The organism is Shewanella sp. SG44-2 (genome assembly GCF_014164215.1).
GTDB classification, from domain to species: domain Bacteria; phylum Pseudomonadota; class Gammaproteobacteria; order Enterobacterales; family Shewanellaceae; genus Shewanella; species Shewanella frigidimarina.
On the sequence record NZ_JACJEU010000001.1, the window covers coordinates 329,036 to 350,685 of the forward strand.

The 21,650-nt window shown below is 39.4% G+C and carries 23 protein-coding genes; 15 read left to right on the top strand and 8 right to left on the bottom strand.

Annotated elements, in window-relative coordinates; all coding sequences use genetic code 11:
• Window positions 1–103 precede the first annotated feature (103 nt).
• Together H5181_RS01360 and H5181_RS01365 are read left to right on the top strand one after the other, a co-directional pair.
• A complete protein-coding gene (locus H5181_RS01360) occupies window positions 104–916 on the top strand; it encodes a pyruvate, water dikinase regulatory protein (RefSeq protein WP_011637753.1) in 813 nt (270 codons plus the stop codon).
• A gap of 206 nt (window positions 917–1,122) precedes the next feature.
• Window positions 1,123–2,187: a 3-deoxy-7-phosphoheptulonate synthase gene (locus tag H5181_RS01365; RefSeq protein ID WP_059743922.1), complete on the top strand. Its 1,065-nt coding sequence runs from the start codon at window positions 1,123–1,125 to the stop codon at window positions 2,185–2,187.
• Between the two features lie 144 nt (window positions 2,188–2,331).
• On the opposite strand, the gene H5181_RS01370 is transcribed toward H5181_RS01365, so the two are convergent.
• A complete protein-coding gene (locus H5181_RS01370; protein WP_182749984.1) occupies window positions 2,332–3,555 on the bottom strand; it encodes an HD-GYP domain-containing protein in 1,224 nt (407 codons plus the stop codon).
• Window positions 3,556–3,944: 389 nt separating this feature from the next.
• Between H5181_RS01370 and H5181_RS01375 the strand changes: the two genes are divergently transcribed.
• The 7 genes from H5181_RS01375 to H5181_RS01405 all read left to right on the top strand — a co-directional run bounded on the left by H5181_RS01375 (window position 3,945) and on the right by H5181_RS01405 (window position 8,779).
• On the top strand, window positions 3,945–4,661 hold the full coding sequence (locus tag H5181_RS01375; RefSeq protein WP_182749986.1) for an SIMPL domain-containing protein: 717 nt from the start codon (window positions 3,945–3,947) through the stop codon (window positions 4,659–4,661).
• 4 nt (window positions 4,662–4,665) lie between these two features.
• Complete coding sequence (locus H5181_RS01380; protein ID WP_182749988.1) at window positions 4,666–5,223, top strand: histidine phosphatase family protein; 558 nt, start codon at window positions 4,666–4,668, stop codon at window positions 5,221–5,223.
• Between the two features lie 95 nt (window positions 5,224–5,318).
• Entirely contained in the window at window positions 5,319–5,585 is a 267-nt protein-coding gene (locus tag H5181_RS01385) for a Rho-binding antiterminator (RefSeq protein ID WP_182749990.1), read from the top strand.
• A gap of 169 nt (window positions 5,586–5,754) precedes the next feature.
• Window positions 5,755–6,192 (top strand): acyl-CoA thioesterase, encoded by a 438-nt coding sequence (locus H5181_RS01390; protein WP_011637759.1) that lies wholly within the window; start codon window positions 5,755–5,757, stop codon window positions 6,190–6,192.
• Window positions 6,193–6,375: 183 nt separating this feature from the next.
• Window positions 6,376–7,035 carry a response regulator transcription factor gene (locus H5181_RS01395; protein ID WP_182749992.1) on the top strand — a complete coding sequence of 220 codons (660 nt, stop codon included), beginning with the start codon at window positions 6,376–6,378 and terminating at the stop codon, window positions 7,033–7,035.
• A 2-nt stretch (window positions 7,036–7,037) separates the two neighbouring features.
• Window positions 7,038–7,652 carry a DUF938 domain-containing protein gene (locus H5181_RS01400; RefSeq protein WP_182749994.1) on the top strand — a complete coding sequence of 205 codons (615 nt, stop codon included), beginning with the start codon at window positions 7,038–7,040 and terminating at the stop codon, window positions 7,650–7,652.
• Between the two features lie 281 nt (window positions 7,653–7,933).
• On the top strand, window positions 7,934–8,779 hold the full coding sequence (locus tag H5181_RS01405) for a D-hexose-6-phosphate mutarotase (protein WP_182749996.1): 846 nt from the start codon (window positions 7,934–7,936) through the stop codon (window positions 8,777–8,779).
• Window positions 8,780–9,345: 566 nt separating this feature from the next.
• Here the strand turns inward: H5181_RS01405 and ushA are convergent.
• The 5 genes from ushA to H5181_RS01430 all read right to left on the bottom strand — a co-directional run bounded on the left by ushA (window position 9,346) and on the right by H5181_RS01430 (window position 14,319).
• The gene (gene ushA, locus H5181_RS01410) at window positions 9,346–11,067 is read right to left on the bottom strand and encodes a bifunctional UDP-sugar hydrolase/5'-nucleotidase UshA (protein ID WP_182749998.1); all 1,722 of its coding nucleotides are present in this window, start codon (window positions 11,065–11,067) and stop codon (window positions 9,346–9,348) included.
• A gap of 311 nt (window positions 11,068–11,378) precedes the next feature.
• Window positions 11,379–12,047 carry an alpha/beta hydrolase gene (locus H5181_RS01415; RefSeq protein WP_182750000.1) on the bottom strand — a complete coding sequence of 223 codons (669 nt, stop codon included), beginning with the start codon at window positions 12,045–12,047 and terminating at the stop codon, window positions 11,379–11,381.
• A gap of 130 nt (window positions 12,048–12,177) precedes the next feature.
• Window positions 12,178–12,405 carry a DUF3389 domain-containing protein gene (locus tag H5181_RS01420; RefSeq protein WP_059743945.1) on the bottom strand — a complete coding sequence of 76 codons (228 nt, stop codon included), beginning with the start codon at window positions 12,403–12,405 and terminating at the stop codon, window positions 12,178–12,180.
• A 99-nt stretch (window positions 12,406–12,504) separates the two neighbouring features.
• A complete protein-coding gene (locus tag H5181_RS01425; RefSeq protein ID WP_059743947.1) occupies window positions 12,505–12,987 on the bottom strand; it encodes a peptidylprolyl isomerase in 483 nt (160 codons plus the stop codon).
• Between the two features lie 84 nt (window positions 12,988–13,071).
• Window positions 13,072–14,319 carry a lytic murein transglycosylase gene (locus H5181_RS01430; RefSeq protein ID WP_123777696.1) on the bottom strand — a complete coding sequence of 416 codons (1,248 nt, stop codon included), beginning with the start codon at window positions 14,317–14,319 and terminating at the stop codon, window positions 13,072–13,074.
• A 499-nt stretch (window positions 14,320–14,818) separates the two neighbouring features.
• On the opposite strand from H5181_RS01430, the gene H5181_RS01435 reads away from it, so the two are divergent.
• Both H5181_RS01435 and H5181_RS01440 read left to right on the top strand, forming a co-directional pair.
• On the top strand, window positions 14,819–15,178 hold the full coding sequence (locus H5181_RS01435; RefSeq protein ID WP_182750002.1) for a DUF2750 domain-containing protein: 360 nt from the start codon (window positions 14,819–14,821) through the stop codon (window positions 15,176–15,178).
• 64 nt (window positions 15,179–15,242) lie between these two features.
• Window positions 15,243–15,902 (top strand): hypothetical protein, encoded by a 660-nt coding sequence (locus tag H5181_RS01440; protein WP_011637770.1) that lies wholly within the window; start codon window positions 15,243–15,245, stop codon window positions 15,900–15,902.
• 25 nt (window positions 15,903–15,927) lie between these two features.
• On the opposite strand, the gene H5181_RS01445 is transcribed toward H5181_RS01440, so the two are convergent.
• The gene (locus H5181_RS01445) at window positions 15,928–16,869 is read right to left on the bottom strand and encodes a chemotaxis protein CheV (protein ID WP_011637771.1); all 942 of its coding nucleotides are present in this window, start codon (window positions 16,867–16,869) and stop codon (window positions 15,928–15,930) included.
• A gap of 515 nt (window positions 16,870–17,384) precedes the next feature.
• Here H5181_RS01445 and H5181_RS01450 point away from each other — a divergent pair.
• The 4 genes from H5181_RS01450 to H5181_RS01465 all read left to right on the top strand — a co-directional run bounded on the left by H5181_RS01450 (window position 17,385) and on the right by H5181_RS01465 (window position 20,306).
• A complete protein-coding gene (locus H5181_RS01450) occupies window positions 17,385–17,975 on the top strand; it encodes an LON peptidase substrate-binding domain-containing protein (protein ID WP_123883304.1) in 591 nt (196 codons plus the stop codon).
• Window positions 17,976–18,112: 137 nt separating this feature from the next.
• Entirely contained in the window at window positions 18,113–18,775 is a 663-nt protein-coding gene (locus H5181_RS01455) for a sigma-70 family RNA polymerase sigma factor (protein WP_182750003.1), read from the top strand.
• Window positions 18,768–19,454, top strand: coding sequence for a ChrR family anti-sigma-E factor (locus tag H5181_RS01460; RefSeq protein ID WP_182750004.1), 687 nt, complete (start codon window positions 18,768–18,770; stop codon window positions 19,452–19,454). The genes H5181_RS01455 and H5181_RS01460 overlap by 8 nt, the downstream gene beginning before the upstream one ends.
• Before the next feature lie 678 nt (window positions 19,455–20,132).
• Window positions 20,133–20,306 (top strand): hypothetical protein, encoded by a 174-nt coding sequence (locus tag H5181_RS01465; RefSeq protein WP_011637775.1) that lies wholly within the window; start codon window positions 20,133–20,135, stop codon window positions 20,304–20,306.
• A gap of 242 nt (window positions 20,307–20,548) precedes the next feature.
• Here H5181_RS01465 and H5181_RS01470 read toward each other — a convergent pair whose 3' ends face one another.
• A complete protein-coding gene (locus tag H5181_RS01470; protein WP_182750005.1) occupies window positions 20,549–21,520 on the bottom strand; it encodes a 1-aminocyclopropane-1-carboxylate deaminase/D-cysteine desulfhydrase in 972 nt (323 codons plus the stop codon).
• Window positions 21,521–21,650: the final 130 nt, after the last annotated feature.

Here is a 21,650-nt window from a genome sequence, read left to right on the forward strand (position 1 = left end):
TTTCAGTGGCCACTTCACACGAGGGCAAGAGCATCTTACACTCCCATACAACAAGCGTAAATCTATAATTTTATTTGTAATTTTATTACTACAAGAGGTCAGAATGACACCAAAAGTATTCTATATTTCAGATGGGACCGCGATCACAGCGGAGGTTTTTGGACATGCGGTACTTTCGCAATTTCCTATAGAATTTGAAGCACTTACGATTCCGTTTGTCGAAACCATTCAAAAAGCTCAAAAAGTTAAGCAACAAATAAATGATTGTTTTATTACAACAGGTGAAAGACCACTTGTGTTCCACTCGATCATTAATCCTGAGATCCGCAATGTGATTTTTTCGAGTGAATGTGTTGATTATGACTTTTTGAACACCTTTGTTGCGCCACTAGAACAACACTTAGGTGTACAAGCTAAGCCTTTATTACACCGAACCCATGGTAAAAGTAACCATGGTTATGAAACCCGTATCGATGCGATTAACTACACCATGGAGAATGATGACGGCCAAACCATGAAACACATGGATAAAGCCGACATTATTTTATTAGGCGTGTCTCGTTGCGGTAAAACACCATCAAGTTTATATCTGTCAATGCAGTTTGGTATAAAGGCCGCAAACTACCCGTTTACTGAAGAAGACATGGATAACCTCAAGTTACCTGAAGCATTGAAACGCAATAAATCAAAGCTCTTTGGCTTAACCATCGATCCACATCGTTTGCATGAGATACGTCAAAGCCGCATGGAAAATAGCCGCTACTCTTCATTAAGACAGTGCCGACTTGAGGTAAAAGAAGTCGAAATGCTGTACAAAAAAGAACGTATACCCTTTGTAAATACCACTAACCATTCGGTTGAAGAAATTGCCACCAAAATTCTTGATATCACCGGTCTAGAGCGTCATATGTTCTAATTCATAAACAATCATTATTTGCATGAAAGAGAATGAAAAACCAGCAAAAGACGAACTTAACTCAGGTTGATTCGTCTTTGCCTTTTACGGCAATCTATTTTTTAACCGTTAGAATCCGAGGCTAAGCCTCGCATCTTGAACTTCTTTGGGTATATAATCCCGTTCAATATGATGCAGATGCATCTCACGATTTCTCGGTAATATGCATGACAATTAAAACAGATGAACTCAGAACAACCTTATTAAGCAAAGTTATTTCTCCTGCTCAGTTGGCTTCAGAATATCCATTAACGCAAAATGCTGCAGACTACTTGGTCGCACAACGTCGTGAAGTAGAAGCAATTATTGCCGGTGAAGATCAACGTTTGCTGGTCATTATTGGCCCTTGCTCAATTCATGACACTAAAGCAGCACTCGAATATGCAGAACGTTTGTCAGCCTTACATCACGAACTAAAAGATGACTTGTGCATATTAATGCGGGTGTACTTTGAAAAGCCTCGTACCATTGTCGGTTGGAAAGGCTTAATTTCAGATCCTGATTTGGACGGCAGCTTTAGCCCGAATAAAGGCTTGCGTATGGCGCGTCAGTTATTACAACAAATCACTGAACTCAAGTTACCTATCGCCACTGAGTTTTTAGACATGGTGAACGGCCAGTACATCGCAGACCTTATTACCTGGGGTGCTATTGGCGCACGAACCACTGAAAGCCAAATTCACCGCGAAATGGCTTCTGCATTGTCTTGCCCTGTTGGCTTTAAAAATGGTACTGACGGTAACATTAATATTGCTGTTGATGCTGTACGTGCAGCTCAAGCTCCGCATATTTTTTACTCTCCAGATAAAGATGGCGCAATGGCGGTTTACCGTACCCACGGCAACCCATTTGGACACATTATTTTGCGTGGCGGTAAAACGCCAAATTATTCAGCTGAAGATATTGAAGTTGCACGTGCACAGCTTGAACAAGTGGGTGTAACTCAACGTATGGTGGTTGATTTCAGCCATGGTAACAGTGAGAAACAACATAGAAACCAGCTAAATGTTGCCGATAGTATTATGGCGCAGCTGCGCAGTGGTAGTACCGCAATTGCCGGTATTATGGCAGAGAGCTTTATGATTGAAGGTAATCAGAAAGTGGTTAAAGACGAACCATTAGTGTATGGCCAAAGTATTACTGATGCGTGTTTGCATTGGGCTGATTCTGAAAAGCTGTTACGTGATTTAGCTCAAGCTTCGAAAGAACGCAAAGCGTTACTAGCACAGTAACCGCCCTGCTACGGGTTAATAGCTAGCACACCAAAGCTAACTCAATCCTGTTTATATATTGGCTGATATCGACACTGTATAATATTGTTTCATAATGCCAGTCCCCAGGACTGGCATTATTGTATATACCCTTTCATCAAAGGATTAATCCTCTTCGAGTAAAGATGCTTTTGACAGCACTGCAAATTGCTCACTAATGACCATAAAGCTATCGACCAATTTGGGGTCAAAGTGTTTGCCTTTTCCTTCAAGAATTAACGCCATCGCTTCTTCATGACTAAAAGGCCTTTTGTAACATCGTGGTGATGTTAATGCATCGTACACATCGACTAAGGCTACAATTCTGGCTGATAAAGGGATAGATTCTCCTGCCAACGCATTAGGATAACCACTGCCATCCCACTTTTCATGGTGAGCACCAGCAATGTCGCGTCCCATTCGTATAAATGTACACTGAGGGGCATACGCTAATAAACTGTTAAGCACTTTTTCCCCAATCACTGGATGAGCCTTAATTTGTTCAAATTCTTCTACCGATAAGCGCCCTGGTTTTAACAAAATATGATCGGCGATACCCACTTTACCAATATCATGCAAAATGGCTGATAGGCTAATTTCTTGAATAAAAGCGTCAGTTAACTCTTCTGGAACATGTTCATCAGTTAATCTTTGTTTTGCTAAAATATTGGCATACTGCTGCATTCTAATCAGATGCGCACCGGTTTCATTATCACGATACTCTGCCAATTTAGCTAAGCCCATAACCGTTGCCGTACGAGAGGCTAAAGTGGACTCTAATGAGTGAGTTAACTTACCCAATAAATAAGAGGTCGACTGAGTCACTATTGCATTAGTGACGAGAAAGTTAATCGCCACTACATACCAAATCAAGGTCGAAAAGCCGCTGATGTCGGGCCAATGAACCAGTTGGTAATGGTAAGCGATACCGATTAATAATAACGATATACCATTCGTCACCTGGGCCCATACCGCCATTTTGTCGCCAAGAAGAATACTGCTTAGAGGAGGGAAAACAAATAACCAGAAAAAACCTGCCCCAGAAGGGCCAATAGCGAGTAAAAAGCCGATGCCGATACCAAATGCAAGATAACACCCTATGGTAAATTTTTGTGTATCGCTAATTCGTGGATAAAACAAAATGAATAATAATACCCCGTAAGCCACGGTATCAAATATTGCCATGCCCCAAAGATTTTGAACAATACACAAATATACGCTGGTGATATAAATCGGGATACACAACAAAGCCAACACACTAAACAGTCGCGTGAAAATGATCCGACGCCATACTGGTAAGCCATCATCAAAACCATTTTGAATAAGCTGTGCTGTTAAGCGAGATGACATATAAATTCCTTTTAAAACGATGTTAATCTAACAGCATTAAAGTCTATTAAATGCGTAAACAGACTTATTTAGATGACCGATCCGTATAAATGGCAGAGCAATTTAAATAACAACACGAGTCAGTAATATGCCAACTTAAGTATTGTTGCTAGACAAGCATTAAGCAAAACTAGGATTAAAAATAATCCATAAAACCAATATTCAACTCATATTCGATTATGATTGTCATTAATTTTGGAGCTTATCATTGCCGATAATCCATAATGTTAGCGAAAAGATTGACGTTTCTTGACTGTGTGATGCGGCAATTAACACCCTAGAACAAAAATAATGTTAGCCATAAAGCCAACGTTACATCATCACTCCCCACCTATAATAAGGATGTTGTTATGCAAAGTTCGTCTCGTAGTGCTGCTATTTTCGGAATATTAATTGCTTTGGGCTTAGGCGCATTAGGCGTATTACTCAAACAAGCCATTGTTGAGTACAAGTTACTCGACCGCAGCGTCACGGTAAAAGGCCTGGCAGAAAATGAATATCCTGCCGACATCGTCATTTGGCCTATCCAATTTACAGCTGCCAATAATAATCTCGATGAACTGTACAAACAGCTCGAAGCACAAAATAACCAAGTGGTTAACTTTTTAGCCGAACAAAATATCGATCCCAAAGAGATCACTCTCGCCGCCCCCACTATTACTGATAAATTGGCGCAACAGTATGGTGGAAATCAACCAGTAGAATTGCGCTATACGGCGTCGCAAACTATTACGGTATATTCTAATGACATAGATAAAGTTCGCGGTGCTATGCCTCAATTAACTGAGCTAGGTAAAATGGGAATTGTTTTCTCGCAAAATAACTATGATGCCCAAGTCGAATATATTTTCAGCCGATTAAATGACGTTAAACCGAAAATGATCGAAGAGTCGACCACTAATGCACGTTCAGTTGCTGAAAAATTTGCTACCGATTCACAAAGCCGATTAGGTAAGATAAAAAAAGCGACTCAAGGACAATTCAGCATTAACAATAGAGATAAAAACACGCCATATATTAAACAGGTACGGGTCGTATCTACCATCGAATATTATTTAGCGGATTAACACCATGAAACAATTAATCATTAGAGTCGTTTTCGGCTGTATCAGTTTAATCAGCGCATCACTAATGGCACAAACGCCAATCGTTGCTCCGATTGCGCTTAACAATACCGCCGTAGACAGCAATAACAATACCAAGAGCAATCAAGTTATTTTTATTGTCAGACATGCCGAAAAACTTGCAGGTAAAGACCCTAGCTTATCCGCACAAGGACAATTAAGAGCTCTACGTTTAGCTAAAGTACTATCTAGTACGCATTTAGATAAAGTGTACACAACGGATTATAATCGCACCCGTGAAACGGCCACCGCCGTAACGCAAGATCAACAACTGGATTTAAGTGTTTACGATCCACGTGATATGGCTGCATTTACCCAATATCTATTAACTCAACAGGGTAGTATTTTAGTGGTCGGACACAGTAATACTTCGACAGATTTAGTAGAAGGTCTCGGGGCAGAAAAACAAATACCCATTGCAGATGCAAGTGAGTTTGATCGCTTATACATAGTGACCCTCAATGCCAACAAGCAAATGGTTTCTACTGTATTGTTACGCTATTAACGGGTCATTGAAAGTGAGTAAATGATAGCTGGTAAATGATTGTTAATGAGTGATGGTTTTTAGCAAGATATAGAGCAGACAAATGGGATACTGACATGAATCCAATTAAATGTGAGATTTACGATTACATCGAGATCATCTGTTTGTATCGCTATAGGGTCAAACTGACATTAACAGATGGAACCCATATACAAGGTCAATTTGATCGAACATTGTATGTGAGTCGCAATCAACAAAAACACGAAGCTATTGCGGGTATTGATCAACAACAGCAAGCGATTGAAGTGATATTAACCGATATCACTTCAATTGATGTTCTCAGCCAAAATGCCTCATTTAGCCATATATCGTTAATCGAATAGTATAACCCATCCAATTTATGAGAATATTTCCCCCAAGGGCCCCGCGAATGCTGGCCCTTGGGGGTACTAAACAGGCACTACAACATCGACAGAGATCAACGCAATACAGTATAATGCGCGGCTTTTTTCGCTTAATTCTTTGTTGATCTGCATAACATTAGGTAGTTGTATGTCCCTTGCTCAAAACCCTGCTCAAACTCAAAACCATTTCCCTGATGACATTGCTGCACGTATTGCTCAATCAGAAGCGCGCGTTATAAAGGCTATTTTCCCGTCTAATACCAATCACCATAACACCTTATTTGGTGGTGATGCTTTAGCATGGATGGATGAAACAGCATTTATCGCCGCCACCCGTTTTTGTCGTAAGTCATTAGTGACCGTCAGTTCTGACCGTATCGATTTTAAAAAAGCGATACCCGCAGGCAGCTTAGCAGAGCTGATTGCTAATGTGATTCATGTTGGTAATACATCACTCAAAGTTGAAGTGAACATTTATGTCGAAGATATGTACCACGATCATCGAGAACATGCGATACGCGGAGTATTTACTTTTGTTGCGGTAGATGAAAACAGAAACCCAACCCAAGTGTGGCCACACAATTAACATATGCCATTGCTAATGTAGCCAGATAGATGGCTGCATTAGCACTTTATCTACTCGACTAAAGTCTAAAATTTTACGGTTTTTATTCAAATCAATCACAATGTGACATAAAGCAATAGAATACTCGATTACTTTTCTGTTACATTGAGTTATCTTCACGTGCAACATAGAATAAAAAACGCCATGAAGCTCGAAAATTTAAACATCATCATCGCAGATGATCACCCATTATTCCGTAACGCCTTAAGGCTAGCGTTGAGTAATGCATTTGAAAAAACGCAATGGTTTGAGGCCGATAGTGCCGAAGCATTGCAAGGGGTTCTTGATCAAAAAGAGACCCCATTTGACTTAATCCTGCTAGACCTACAAATGCCAGGATCACACGGTTACTCAACCCTGATCCACCTCAGAACTCATTATCCAGATATCCCCGTTGTGGTGATATCTGCCCATGAAGACATCAATACAATTAGCCGTGCAATACATTATGGCAGTAGCGGATTCATCCCTAAATCTGCATCAATGGAAGTGTTGGCCGAAGCATTAAATGCGGTGTTATACGGTGATATTTGGTTACCAAAAGGCACACAAATTGTGCCGGTTTCTGACGACCCGACCGACAAAATGGCCAACCGATTATCAGATTTAACCCCGCAACAATATCGCGTGTTACAGATGTTTGCAGAAGGGTTACTCAACAAACAAATTGCTTATGATTTTGGGGTATCAGAAGCAACTATCAAAGCACATGCCACAGCGATATTTCGTAAACTGGGTGTTCGCAATCGCACTCAAGCGGTGATAGCATTGCAACAATTAGAAATGGATAGAATTGATATCTAGTAATGCCTCAATCATTATCGCTACAACAACTGCCTTTTTCACAAGCGTGTGAAAATAATAAACAGCCTATCTTAACCCTATTGGCAAAGTGGTTTGTCAATAGGCAACATGTACTCGAAATAGGCAGTGGTACAGGCCAACACAGCGTCTATTTCGCTGAAAACCTTGCCCATGCTCGCTGGCAACCAAGCGATCAGCAACATTATTTGCCTACCCTACAAGCTCGACTCGATTTGCAAACATTACCAAACTTACAACAGGCTATTAGCCTTGATGTCACCCAACCATGGCCCCTACTTTTATCAGATGTAGATGCAATATTCAGTGCTAACACCTTGCACATTATGAGTAAGCCAATGGTGGAAGCATTCTTTACTGGTATTGGTAGTGTATTGGTTAATTCAGGTTCATTAGTCGTTTATGGTCCCTTTAATTATCAAGGCCAATTTACCAGTGACAGTAATCAACAATTCAATTCGTGGCTGCAACACAACAATCCTGATAGCGGTATCCGCGATATTGAATGGATCGGCCTGTTAGCACAACAACAGGGGCTAACACTTCAAGAAGACATCACCATGCCAGCCAATAACCGTCTGTTACATTTCACTAAATAATCTCAACTTTACATTAGAGGTGAGCTGAATTGATACTGGGTGGTTATTTCAAATCAGCAATATCAAAACGCGTTATTTTGCTCACGAGGCGAATTAAACTCGTAATAGCCTATCGATGACAAGTGATGCAACACTTAATGCTGAACCAATAGCGGTTTGATGTTTACTTATTAACTAAAGTTGATCGCTAACACCCGTAAATCATCCAAACGATTAGTGACTTACTTGCCAAAAACCTTGTAAGCTATCTACTAGGGTCAAAATACACAAGGACACACACTATGGGTTCGGTTACCACTAAAAGACATCCCAATGGTCTTGATTATGTTGCTGTTGACACAGCACTTTGCCAAGCACGTATTTTTATGCAAGGTGCACAAATAGATCAATTTATACCTGTAGGTAAAGCACCACTATTATGGGTTTCAAGTGCAGATGATTACCAACCTGGTAATGGTATCAGAGGAGGAATCCCCATTTGTTGGCCTTGGTTTGGTATGAGCGACACTCCAGGGTTTCCGCAGCATGGTTTTGCTCGAAACAAAACCTGGTCGCTTGAATCAGTCAAAATGCGTAACCAATTAGTAGATTTAGTTTTCACCCTGCCCGCCAGTGAAATGGATAAACAATATTGGCCCCATAATACCCAAGTAAAGGTGTTATTCACCTTAGGCGAAACCTTATCAGTCAGCTTGGTGAATACTAATAATGGAAATGATAACGTGAAGCTTTCCCAAGCATTGCATAGCTACTTTCCTATTGAAGATATTCATCAATTGAAAGTGAGTGGCTTTACTGGGTCGCAATACATTGAGTTTGGTGAAGGGCCGTTTAAACAAGTCGATGATATCGTCAAGTTTGAACGAGAAACCGACCGGGTTTACACCCAATTAGGTGATACTCAGGAGCTACATACACAAAGTGGTACCATTGTAGTCAGTCGCGAAAACAGCCAATCCGCTGTACTTTGGAACCCTTGGATAGACAAGTCGATGCGACTTTCACGCTTTAATGCCGATGATTACCTAACCATGGTGTGCTTAGAAGCCGCTAATGTTCTGGACGACACTGTGACTTTAGCGCCAGGGCAAAGCCATACGTTAACCACTCATATTAGCTGGAAATAAAACAGCTAAATGAGTGAGGTAAACAGCGATAATTGTAACCATTAAAAGAACGTCATAGCTTTATAATAACAAAGGCAACCTAGGTTGCCTTTGTTACTTTCAAATATCCACTTACGATTTCAATACTTTGAGTAATATCATCATAGGAAATTCAACAAGCAATCTCTGATAACCGATAACCGTGTAGGTTAATATTAACTAATGCTTCTATTTTTAGATTTTTTAAACAAGCCAAACCAAAAGGCTGATTCAAGCAATCCACCAGCTACAAAAAAAGTGACCGCTCCCGTTTGGCTACCGGCTAAATAACACGTTAGTGCAAGCACGATTAAAGTGACTAACAACAATAATCTGTAGATACCTTTCATATTAATTTATCTCAACCCTATACATGCACTGTTCAATAATAATAACAAAACCTATTGATTACATTACCGCTTTACTAAATTACGAGTCAACTAAACTATCGCCAATAAAAAAGGCAGCCGAAGCTGCCTTTGTTGCAATCTAGCCTTAGCTCGGAATAATAAATGGGTACCCCATCTATTAACCTAAACTGAGTTTAATTAGTTTGCAGTAACTTCACAACCTAGTGGGCTGTTTGAGTTTTCATAAACAATGTCACCCATTGGCGCATAATCTGCTGCAACAATAGTGCCTTTGTCTTTGAAGAAAGTGTACAGCACTTCTGCATCAACATAGCCTGTTTGTACTGGGCTAAGTTTTGGATAACCGTCACCGCCAGCAGCGTTAAAGCTTGGTACTGTAAAGCTATAAGAATCAGTGGCACTGTAATCTTTACCATTGATTTCACTGATAGCGACTGTTTGAGCAGTACAATCTACCGTCATTTTCACACCAGTGATTTGTGCATAAGCACCTGAACCACGTTGGAAAGATGCTACTGTGTTTAAGTATTCAGTGACTTCAGCACCAGTCTTAGTGCTTAGCGTTACCATGTTGCCAAAAGGCTGCACAGTTAGTACGTCACGGTAAGAAATATTACCAGCTTGAATAGAAGCACGTACTCCACCAGAGTTCATCACGCCAATGTCAGCACCCACTTTAGTACGCTGTGCATCTGCAAGTAAACGGCCTAAATTAGTTTGCATGTTACGTACAATTGCACGCTCACCATCTAGCAATCCATCAGTGGTGGCAATCACTTCGCCTAGCTTAGCACTACCTTGATCTTGATAGTATTTTAGCAATTCTTTTAAAGCTGCATCTTCTTCGATTGCATCAGCAATCAATACTTTAGTTTTAACACCTGCAGCATCGGTTACTGATTTTTTCAAATTAACAGGTATTAGCTTGTAGCTTACTAAATGCATTTCACCGTTGAAGTATTCAAAGTCTGCACGGCCTACGTACTTACCCCATTCGTGAGCTTGCATAATGTAAGTGCCATTTTGCATATCAGGTGTACATTCGCTGCCTGGTTCAAATGTTTCGCTATATGCGTTAGTACCTGGCTCCATACACACTGGGTTTTGTGAGTGACCACCGATAACAGCTTGTAAGTCTCCTTTTGCTAATGCACGAGCCATGGCGACATCACCCGGCGCGTTGCTTCCATTCGCAGCATCAGCATAGTGACCCATGTGAGTCGTTGCGAAGATTAAATCTGCAGATTTTGCTTCTTTAATTTCTGCGATCACCTTAGCAATTTCAACTTTTGGATCTCTAAAATCTAAATCACCGATAAATTCTGGGTTACCAATTTTAGCGGTATCTTCGGTGGTTAGACCGATAACAGCAATTTTAACGCCATTAACATCAAATACTTTGTAGGCATCAAAATAACGAGTACCGTCTGCTTTATAAATGTTTGCAGCAAGCATTGGAAAATTAGCAATTGAACGTTGTGAATCTAATACTGCTAATGGGTTATCAAACTCATGGTTACCCACTGCCATAGCATCATAACCAATTTCGTTCATACCAATAAAATCAGGCACAGCATCTTGTAAATCAGACTCTGGAACACCTGTGTTGATGTCACCACCAGATAGCAATAACGTTTCGCCACCATTTGAACTGACTTCTGCACGAATTTGGTCGATCAACGTCTTGCGCGCTGACATACCATATTCGCCATCACTGTTAGACCAGAAACGGCCATGGTTGTCGTTGGTGTGTAATACTGTAAATACTTTACAATCTGCACCTGCTTCGGCACATGTTGTTGGTGCTACGACTACTGTATTGTCGTCGTCACTGCCACAACCGGTTAATGCTGCTAGTACAGCCGTTGCGACTAATCCTTTAATTAACATATTTGTCATGATTTACCCCGATGTTATAATTTATATTTTTAAATCCGTGAATTATCCTATTCACGGCCAGAATGATAACAAAGATTGACGGATTTGGATGTCACTTTTATGACAGAATGTGATTTTAAATACACTATTTAACAATAACTTACACTTTAACAATTCCCTGAGAGAAACAGTTGCTATGTTAACAGGCTTGTTAATGCCAAGTAAAAAAATGGCTTAAGCATTTTTACTGCTAAGCCACTTAAATAAATTGATTTTTTAAACCCTACGCAATACTATCGATTGTTTCCCAACAAGAACAATGCCGAATCACATTATTTCAAAACTTGCTGTAACCATTGACCAATATCAATAAGTTGATTAGGTAATACGCTGTGAGCCATAGGATAGGTTTTCCAAACACTCTGATAACCTGCTGCGATCAGAGCATCATGAGCCATTTTGCCGGCAAACATAGGGACAACATCATCTTGCTCACCATGGTTTTGGAAGATAGGTGTATGCATATTGGCGTCAGCAAGTTGCTCTGGCAATGTTTCCCCACCAGGTAAATAACAAGATAACGCCATAATACCTGCCAGTTTTTGTTCAAAACGCAGACCCGTAAACAAACTCATGACTCCGCCTTGACTAAAACCTGCTAAAACTATTTTTTCGGCCGGTATGCCGCTATTGATTTGATCGACTATCAGCTTACGTATTGCTTGCTCAGACGCCATAACTCCTTGGATATCTGCACGGTCATGCAAATCCATACTTTTGATGTCGTACCATGAACGCATCACAAACCCGCCATTTATCGTCACAGCTTGCTCTGGTGCATGAGGAAAAATAAAACGAATACTATGCTGACTATTTAAGCCTAATACTGGTACCACTGGTGCAAAACCAGCACCAGAATCACCTAAGCCATGTAACCAAATGACACAAGATGTTGCAGGTGATTGCGGTTCAATCACGATTTTATCTAACTGAGCAGACATATTTATTAATCCTATCAATACAGTAACAATATTGGTGGCTATCTTACGTTAATTGATTTTTAACATCGAACGATTCGCAAATAAATATCATAAATAATCGAGTCTATTCAGATAAATTTATGACTAATGGTTATTGTGCATGGATCCCGGTGTGATTAAGTAACGCCTCTAATTGCGCTGGATTATCGAGTTTAAGACTCCACCGCACCGTCCCCGCATCCGCGACAATCACTAAGCCTTGATGAAAACAGCTAATATCATCTACTGACGCAGCAAGCACCAGTTGACTATCATGAAACCGGCACTGAATTTCATGCACAGTGACAATAATTTTACCCAAAGAAAAATCAATAACCATAATAACTCACTGTAAAAACAAAAATCCCAAGCCTTCACTTGGGATTTATAAAAGAATTAAGTTGCTGTTAAATTAGGAATTAACAGCAAATCAATCTCATTAGTGGTGATGACCACCAGCACCATGGGCGTGGCCATGAGCAATTTCTTCGTCTGAAGCATCACGAGCACCGACGATTTCAATGTCGAATGTTAATTCACGGCCAGACAGTGGATGATTGACATCTACAGTTGCCATAAATTTACCCACTTTAATGATGGTAACTTGACGTTGGCCTTGTTCAGTGTTCACCACTGCAGCCATGCCAGGTTTCCATACTTTTGCGCCGACAAGATGTTTAACTGATACACGCTGCTCTGAATCTTCTTGGCGTTCACCATAAGTGTCAGCGGCTGGCGGAGTAATGGTAAACTTCTCACCAATTTCTTTACCATTAATAGCAGCTTCGATACCAGGCATCATGTTGTCATGCCCATGCAGATATGCAATCGGCTCACGACCTTCATTTGATTCAAGCACATCGCCTTTTTCATCACGTAGCGTGTAATTAAACTGCACTACCATATCGTCTTTAATGCTCATTATCGTTCCTTAACTCAAAAATTTGCCGAAGCTTAGCAAAAGCGTGCTAATGCATCCACAAAAAAGTGGCCATTTAGGTGGCCATTATAATTTGATGCCTAATGCGTTAAATGTTTGTACGTCAGGAAACCCATCCGCAATCAGCCCTTTTTGCTGTTGAAAGGCTTGCAAACCTAGCACTGAATTACGCCCTAAAATACCATCAGGCTTACCCACATCAAATCCAGCATCATTCAGTTTTTGTTGTAACTGCTTTACTGTTTCTCGGCTTAACCTTGGCTGTTTAGGTACTGAACGAGTTAACATCGCACTGCCATTAATTCTGTCGGCTAAATGACCTACTGCAATGGCATAAAATTCAGAGCGATTCCAACGCATAATCACATTAAAGTTGTCATAGCCCAAGAAAGCTGGACCCGTATGCCCAGCGGGTAAATATAAAGCAGCTTGCATATCGGGTGTCGACAACGGCTGACCATTAGCTTGCTTAATATTCAGCTCTTGCCATTTTACTAATGGTAAAGGGTGTTTACCGCCCAAGTAAGCAAACGGGTAATCTACAGGCAACAGTACTTCCCTTCCCCATCGCTCATCGGCCTTCCAACCTAGATGTTGTAAAAAATTAGCTGCTGAAGTTAATGCATCCACTTCACTATTCCATAAATCGGCAATACCATCACCGTCGCCATCTACGGCATACTTACGATAATTAGTTGGCATAAATTGGGTGTGCCCCATCGCACCGGCCCACGAGCCAACCATTTTGCTATCTGCGAAATTATATTGCTGCTTTAACTTCAACGCTTGTAATAACTCGCCAGTGAAATAATCGCTACGCCTTGGATCGCATGCTAGCGTTGCCAATGAATCGAGCACTGGCATACTACCTTTGTAACTGCCAAAGTTGGTTTCTAAGCCCCAAAAAGCAACAATATATTGCCCAGGCACGCCATACTCTTTTGTTAGTTTAGCTAATAATGGCCCGTGTTTAGCCATCATTTTTGTACCTTGTTCAACCCGCCAAGGTGTTACGCGTTTATCGAAGTAATCACCAAAGCTAGTGGTAAATTCTGGCTGCTGATTATCTAATTCAATCACCCTAGGGACAAACTTTAAATTTGCCACCGTTGTATCAATAATCTGTTGTGAAATCCCTGCTGTTTTTGCCTTTTGCTGTAAATTAATCACACAAGTAGCAAAATCAGGATGCTCTTGAACTGGAGTAACATCGGCGACCGGATCGGGAGATGCTGACACTGCACAGGCACTTAATAAAGTGCTAGATACAAACATTGAAGCAATAAACACAGAAAAACGTCTTTTATGAGCCATGAACAACACTTAATTTACGTAAAATGAATATTGAATATCGTGACGCATCGGCTTTCAGTAAACAAGAGCTGTTAACATTAAACCCTGTTTATTTATGCTAAATTCAAGTGAAACTTGACAACACCGATGACAAGATGAGCAATAATGAAGCTGGTACTCAACGCCACAGATACTCGTGTTAAAAGCGGTACTTGATTTGAGTGATACAGACTGCTTAATAAAATAAGCGGGTTAATAAATTTAAGACTTCCGTTACTTCTAGTATTTATTGAATGACCTAACAAACAACCACAAAGTACAGTTACAACATTGACGCATCGAGTCGTGTTAGTGACTAATATCAGGCTAACTGCCCGATTTTCGTCTAGATTCTGTGTCAATTTAGTAGCTAAATGACCACCAAGGATCCTCATAAACAAAATTGTCATTAATTAAGCCTTTTCCTTATTCAATGAGTCCGTATAATGATGTTAATTCTCACTCATTTAAGCGATTTATCATGACAGAACAGACAGCAGCACTAACAAGCTTTATCGAAAGCGTAAAACAACATCAAGTCTTATGGGGCTTACAAGATGAAACAGGTGAAGGTTGGGTTGTATGTGACTCATCAGAATTTGAAGAAACTGATGTTATGCCACTTTGGTCAAGCGAAGCTGCTGCAAAAAGCCATTGCACTGATGAGTGGGCAGACTACAACCCAGTGACTATTACGCTGACTGAGTTTTTAGAATACTGGGTAAGTGATTTAAATGATGATGGTGTATTAATTGGTGTTGATTGGGAAGCTGAACAAGAGTGCCTAGAAATTGACCCTATCGTACTGGCTAAAGAGTTAGTTGATTTTGAAAAAGAATAATCATTAATTGATTTGATCTTACTACCCAAGCTGTTCAGCCATTGAACAGCTTTTTGATATTATTATGCCCATGCCTACACTGATTGATATTCCTTTTGACAAACGCCACACCTGTTGGTTTTGCAACGAACCCAGTAATCATATATTTGATTACTATAGAATGACTCATACTCCCCATCCCTCTCTAGCCATTCCAGCTTGTAAAGAATGCCATATGTTAGCCAAGAAAAACCTGCTGACCTCTATTTGGGATTGTCGAGATGCGGTTAAAGATAATTTAATGCATCTATATAGCAAAGACTTGGCGATTGGCATTAATTGGACTGAGCAAGAACTCGAAGAATCAGATTTTGATTGTATGATTTTTGGTGGTTTTAAAAAAAGTGCCTGGATGATGTATCAAATAGCCCAAAGTCGCATGAATGCACGGGGCTGGCCATTAAGTCTGGACGGAGTATTACTTGAAGGCGAAATAGCGGGTGACAGTAGTCAATATCATACCGGTTTCGAATTTGACGATATAATGTTTACCTCTTTAACAAAAGCCATCAGCCACTATAGCAAGACCTTATCTTTAGACAGTGGTTTTTTACAACAACTGGTGACTTTACTTGGTAAAGCCCAATTTGGCCATGCTGTCAAAATAGCGAGGCTGAATATTGGTATCACCCCGGGGCATCAACGTCGTATTCTTGATGAGTTAATCGAAGATATGGATCAATAAAACCACGTAATCATTCAATGGTGGTCTAACCAAGAATACTCCGTAAACGATCTTGAACAACGCTAACTAATAAGTCGGGCTGGAATTTAGAGATAAACTTATTACAGCCCACTTTTTCTACCATCGCTTGGTTAAAACTGCCACTCAAAGAAGTATTAAGAGTAATAAATAGTGCCGCCATTCGAGGATCATTTCGCACCTCAAAGGTCAACTTATAACCATCCATTTCGGGCATTTCGGCATCGGTAATCATCATTAGCAATTCATCGGCAACCTGTCTGCCTTCATCAGCCCACGATTGTAATAATTGCAAAGCTTGTAATCCATCTGAAGCTTCAATAATCTCTATACCAAGTTGATTGAGCGTGTCTCTTACTTGTTTGCGCGCCGTTGACGAATCATCCACAATTAATATCTTACGACCAGGCATATAAGAAACGAGCGCTTCATCTAACACACCGTCAGATAACTTCACGTCGTAATCAATAATCTCAGCTAATACCTTCTCAACATCAATAATAGACACTAATCGTAAGTGTCCTTGGTCTTCTATTTTTGTTATTGCTGTTAAGTAATTATGTCCGCCAGTGGTTTTGGGTGGCGGCATAATATCACTCCAGCTCATGTTAACGATATTCTCGACTTTACCGACTAAAAAGGCCTGCACACTGCGGTTATACTCGGTAATAATCAAGTTACAATCGTCATTTACGGGCATCGGCGAGAAACCAATCGCTTCTCGTAAATTAATCACCGGGATAGACATGCCTCTAAAGTTAGCGACGCCATAAACATTATGATTACTGCCGGGTAAATTATTTAAGGGTGGTAACTTAACCACTTCTTTGATTTTAAATACATTAATGGCAAACAACTGGGTTGAGTTAATGCGAAATAACAACAATTCTAAACGGTTTTCGCCAACTAACTTAGTTCTTTGATCTACCGTATCTAGCACTTTTCTCATTAACAGTTCCCACCTAAAAACATACAAACAACATCAAAGATGCATTATCATTAATAAGCATAATTATACTTAAAAAATATTATTAAACAGTGTTGGATCAGGATTTATCCCACAAAAATAAAAAATATCTATAAACAAGATCGAAAAAAAACCTAAATATCTAAGATGTTTATTCAAGACTCAAACTATCTCATCTCTTAAATGCCCTACTAAAAGACTACACCGATGAAAAAACTCCAGAGACAACTACATCAATTTATCTCGATATTTCAACACTGATCCAGTGAGACTTAAACTTGATAGATGTACCTGTTGTTGTAAACCCATTTAACTCAATCAATGCTTAAGATGTAAATATGAATAACCCTTGTTGAAACTGCATTTGAGCGCAACATGCCATACATAAAAGCATAATTTTATTTAGCTTATTTAGACCACAACGGAAGGTGATCATTTACCTGCTTGTATGCGTATAACATTATAGATTATTCGCTAAAAGTCATTCAGGTGCCGTTATGATTATCCCACTATTCCCTTTATCGATATGCTTGTTACCTCAAGGATATACCCAGCTACGAATTTTTGAACCTAGATATAAACGGTTAGTATCAGAATCGCTAAAAAGTGGTGTTGGTTTTGGTTTGTGTATGTTGGCTGATGATAAAAAATCCATATTACCCATGGGGACATTAACCCAAATTATCGACTTTGAAACGCTTGAAGATGGCTTGTTAGGTATTAGTGTGCAAGGGCAAAAGACGTTCATTATAAATAATGTCAGTGTTGATAGTGACGGTTTAAAGCGCGCCGATGTCAGCTTAATTGATTCTTGGCCACGCGATATCATTGAACCACAAACGGGACAGACAGGCATTAGCACTGATGTGCGTAAAAAAGATAAAGCACTTAGTCACACGTTAAAGCAAATTTTACAGCAATACCCACAGCATCTTGCTCACTACTGTGAAGAGAACTTCAACGATATTGCGTGGGTTTGTCAGCGATGGCTTGAAATTATTCCATTGAGTGCCAAAGAAAAATATCAGTGTATCAATAGCCATGATCATCAATTAGCAAAATCATTCTTAGCCGATATTATAAAATAATACATAACAGTGATCCGAACGCAAAAATGCCACGTATTAATTAATGATACTGCAGCTTGTTTGAGCTCAGGATGGCCACAGCATAATGAGGTAATATTTTATGCTCAATGAGTTATTTATTGGATGCGGGTGAAATAATGGAAAATGTTCAATCACAAAGCACACAAAGTCGTTATGATAAGGGGCATCTTGTAAAAAGATCCCTAATTAAACTAAGCGGTGCTATGAAATCAAACGAACCCAATCCAATGGCTGATGAGCTGGCGTCATTAATGACGCAGGTGGCTAATGATCGATGCAAAACATCTTTTGCAAAACTTTTTTCGCATTTTGGCCCAAAAATTAACTCTTTTGGTGTCCAGCGCTTAAGCCAACAGGGCTTAGCTATGGATTTAGTGCAAGAGACAATGACTAGAGTATGGACAAAGGCCCATCTATATAATGCAGAGAAAGCAGCGGTAAGCACTTGGGTATTTACCATCATGCGTAATCAATGTTTTGACATGCTTCGTAAAGTACAACACAACCGTGAAGATTCTTTCGGTGATGATATTTGGCCTTTATTTGAGTCTGACGAAGCTGAAAGCAACGACAATGATTTTTTATTATCGGCCAGTTTATTGCAGCATGTAGAAGAATTACCCCCTCTTCAGCGCCAGGTAGTACAAGGTATTTATATGCAAGAGCTTACTCAACAAGAGTTAGCGGACAAACTTAATATTCCAATTGGAACGGTTAAATCACGACTTAGACTCGGGTTAGAAAAATTAAAAAGCTTTATGGAGAAACACTATGATTAATTACCACCCAGATCAGCATTTGCTGTCTCTCCATGCTAAAGGCGAGTTGCCGCTATCTATGTCGATTGCTATCTCCGCCCATGCTGAATTGTGCCCTCATTGCCAGCAACAACTTGACCAGATGACTATTGCGTTGTCTGAACAACAGTTTGAGTCAGCAGTAAAAACTCAGTCGGTAGACACTAATGATAATCATCAATTAGACGCACTACTCGAGCAGCTATTAAATTCGACCTTAGACACTTTAGAGATTGAACAGGCTAGTACGTTTGATACGATTGAAGATAACAGCGTTAGTATTAAAGGTCAGCATTATCCTCTGCCTAAGGTATTTCGTAAGCAAATTAATGCTTCTTGGCAAGGTATTGGTAAAGTCAGCCGCTTGAGACTCGATACTGGAGAGCCACAAGCAAGAGCAAGTTTGTTGCATATCGCAGCCAATGGTGAAATTCCTGAACACACACACAAAGGCGCAGAGCTAACATTACTGCTCGCTGGTGAGTTCAGCGACTGTTACAACACCTACAAGCCAGGTGATTTTATGCTGCTTGATAAAGAGCACCAACATTCACCAAAAACACTTGAAGGTTGTTTGTGCTATACCATTGTTGATGCTCCGTTATACTTCACTAAAGGTTTCAGTAAGTTACTAAACCCAATTGGCGATTTACTTTACTAAGCATTACGCTAGTTGCTTAAAATGTTAACGACTAACGTAATGTATAGACAATTTGGCCGCTATTTATCATTAAGTTGTACCATTAGATAAGGGATGATGACTGAATCATCATCCCTTTTACACAATAGACATCCGAGCAATGCGAAATTTGTCGATAATTCATCACTAATCGCTATTTTTTAATCGAAAACAGCATTAATTTGATTAAAATTTGAAAAAGACTATTGCCATATGCAAACACTCAGTATATTATCCACACAGATTTAGTTTTCTTGTTAATTTTGGTTACCTACCTGTAAGTCTGCTCAACTTCACTTCGTAAATAAACCCAAGACAAGCTTCTGTACATCGTTTTTGATTTCAATTGATTTTTGTTGATATGATAATTTAAATTATATTCACGTAATCTTGTTGTCATAAAACTATGTTCAACTTACAAAGTTAAGTGCTAAATATGTATTAAGTTTTTATGGCTATATGTCATGTCCCAACATCAATGTTGCAGGCATAAAATAGACCTTAATCAACTATTTACATATCAACACTTGATTAGTGAGTAAAGGATAGGTTAAGTTAAATCTCGAAACATTAATCTTTTGCAACACTAAAAAATGCCAAGGATATTTTATTGAACAATTTTCTCACCTAATGGTGAATATATAAGAAGGAGTGTGACCTATGTCATACAACATGAATGGACACGAAATTTCAGTTAGCTTTCCGGTTAACTCTATCTCGTCAAACAAGAATTCAATTGCTTTTACCGACAGCCTAGGTAAAAACAAAAAAACCTTTTCAAAACGTATTGAAGCATTAAACTTCATGAAATGGTTAATCTCTGCCAATAAGTAATACCCCCTAACGCTTTGCGTTAATCATTTGCTCTGTTATTTAATAAACTCATTTCTCGGTATTCTCCTCTCACTTACCGATGTTTATTAAAACAGAGCAAAATGAATAACTCACTCGCATCATTTCAAATTATTCTTCAGTTTTAAACTCCAATCGAACTTTTTAAACCCAAATCTACCACTTAGAAATAACAGACTTAATATCAACAACTTACAACAAGAAATTCTACACTCATCCTGTAATCAAACCGTGTGCGAAAACTTTCGTTGGTATCTTGGCAACATCGTTTTATTTCCCAAGACTCCCCCCTGATGTATATAGAGAATATCGGTTGCACTGACAGTATTACTATTCAAATAATGTTGTAACACTAGAAATCCAACCGGGTCGTACAATAATTCAAATTCAATTCCCGACTGGCATACCGTATTCCACATATCAAAACAACGTCGTGATAATTTTCCAAAATGATATTTATGACCATCATTAATAATGTTAGGAAAATAAACCTCATCGACTAATTGTGAGAATTGTTGACGTAAATATTCATCTCCTCCTACGGTACTGCAAGTTAATACCTCTATGGCAATAACATCCATTAATAGTAATTTAGCCTGTTGTTGAATAATTTGTTTATTTAAATAAGCTGCAGTAGTTCCCGTACCTGAGGGTAAAAATATCTTTAACTGTTTTTTTTGTTGATCTTGTGCCCATTGAATAATTTCACTGGCGAGTTGTGCTATCCCAGTTTCGGCATACTCACAACGGCCACCTTCAGGAATAAAAAGTAATTGTTTTTTATCTGCATAGCTTGGGTCTGATGAAACAATATGTCGCATCGCATCGTCTAAATGCATACCGTCAAGGTTTTCAGCATCAGTCAAATGACGAACATCTATAATATTGGCGCCATTTTGTATCGCTGCAGCATAATTCCCCTGAGGATGTTGTAATAAAAACTCGCTGATGTGGCTTACGTAGTAATCAAATTTCCACCCTTGCTGCTTTGCAAGTACAGACAATGAGTACAAGGAGTTTGCTTGTGCAGAGCCCGAAGCCACGATTTGGGTAACATGTGAATAATCATGATGTAAGAAATGATAAAATTTACGCGCTTTATTACCACCAAAATCAGCATGTAATAAATCATCCCGCTTAATGTAGATACTGCGTCCTTCAAAGTTCATCGCTTGTACTGGGCTTATCGAAAACATGAATTGTCTCAATCAACTGTAATATGAGCATTTTAACTAAAAAATGATAAATCTCATCGATTCATTTGTATTAATCATCACACTACATTAGCCATACAGTATAAAATCAACCTTTAAGCTATAAGAATCA

Excerpts from the sequence above, each read along its gene's own strand:
- H5181_RS01360 (WP_011637753.1), top strand. The coding sequence starts at position 104 with ATGACACCAAAAGTATTCTATATTTCAGATGGGACCGCGATCACAGCG.
- H5181_RS01365 (WP_059743922.1), top strand. The coding sequence starts at position 1,123 with ATGACAATTAAAACAGATGAACTCAGAACAACCTTATTAAGCAAAGTT.
- H5181_RS01370 (WP_182749984.1), bottom strand. The coding sequence starts at position 3,555 with ATGTCATCTCGCTTAACAGCACAGCTTATTCAAAATGGTTTTGATGAT.
- H5181_RS01375 (WP_182749986.1), top strand. The coding sequence starts at position 3,945 with ATGCAAAGTTCGTCTCGTAGTGCTGCTATTTTCGGAATATTAATTGCT.
- H5181_RS01380 (WP_182749988.1), top strand. The coding sequence starts at position 4,666 with ATGAAACAATTAATCATTAGAGTCGTTTTCGGCTGTATCAGTTTAATC.
- H5181_RS01385 (WP_182749990.1), top strand. The coding sequence starts at position 5,319 with ATGAATCCAATTAAATGTGAGATTTACGATTACATCGAGATCATCTGT.
- H5181_RS01390 (WP_011637759.1), top strand. The coding sequence starts at position 5,755 with ATGTCCCTTGCTCAAAACCCTGCTCAAACTCAAAACCATTTCCCTGAT.
- H5181_RS01395 (WP_182749992.1), top strand. The coding sequence starts at position 6,376 with ATGAAGCTCGAAAATTTAAACATCATCATCGCAGATGATCACCCATTA.
- H5181_RS01400 (WP_182749994.1), top strand. The coding sequence starts at position 7,038 with ATGCCTCAATCATTATCGCTACAACAACTGCCTTTTTCACAAGCGTGT.
- H5181_RS01405 (WP_182749996.1), top strand. The coding sequence starts at position 7,934 with ATGGGTTCGGTTACCACTAAAAGACATCCCAATGGTCTTGATTATGTT.
- ushA (WP_182749998.1), bottom strand. The coding sequence starts at position 11,067 with ATGACAAATATGTTAATTAAAGGATTAGTCGCAACGGCTGTACTAGCA.
- H5181_RS01415 (WP_182750000.1), bottom strand. The coding sequence starts at position 12,047 with ATGTCTGCTCAGTTAGATAAAATCGTGATTGAACCGCAATCACCTGCA.
- H5181_RS01420 (WP_059743945.1), bottom strand. The coding sequence starts at position 12,405 with ATGGTTATTGATTTTTCTTTGGGTAAAATTATTGTCACTGTGCATGAA.
- H5181_RS01425 (WP_059743947.1), bottom strand. The coding sequence starts at position 12,987 with ATGAGCATTAAAGACGATATGGTAGTGCAGTTTAATTACACGCTACGT.
- H5181_RS01430 (WP_123777696.1), bottom strand. The coding sequence starts at position 14,319 with ATGGCTCATAAAAGACGTTTTTCTGTGTTTATTGCTTCAATGTTTGTA.
- H5181_RS01435 (WP_182750002.1), top strand. The coding sequence starts at position 14,819 with ATGACAGAACAGACAGCAGCACTAACAAGCTTTATCGAAAGCGTAAAA.
- H5181_RS01440 (WP_011637770.1), top strand. The coding sequence starts at position 15,243 with ATGCCCATGCCTACACTGATTGATATTCCTTTTGACAAACGCCACACC.
- H5181_RS01445 (WP_011637771.1), bottom strand. The coding sequence starts at position 16,869 with ATGAGAAAAGTGCTAGATACGGTAGATCAAAGAACTAAGTTAGTTGGC.
- H5181_RS01450 (WP_123883304.1), top strand. The coding sequence starts at position 17,385 with ATGATTATCCCACTATTCCCTTTATCGATATGCTTGTTACCTCAAGGA.
- H5181_RS01455 (WP_182750003.1), top strand. The coding sequence starts at position 18,113 with ATGGAAAATGTTCAATCACAAAGCACACAAAGTCGTTATGATAAGGGG.
- H5181_RS01460 (WP_182750004.1), top strand. The coding sequence starts at position 18,768 with ATGATTAATTACCACCCAGATCAGCATTTGCTGTCTCTCCATGCTAAA.
- H5181_RS01465 (WP_011637775.1), top strand. The coding sequence starts at position 20,133 with ATGTCATACAACATGAATGGACACGAAATTTCAGTTAGCTTTCCGGTT.
- H5181_RS01470 (WP_182750005.1), bottom strand. The coding sequence starts at position 21,520 with ATGTTTTCGATAAGCCCAGTACAAGCGATGAACTTTGAAGGACGCAGT.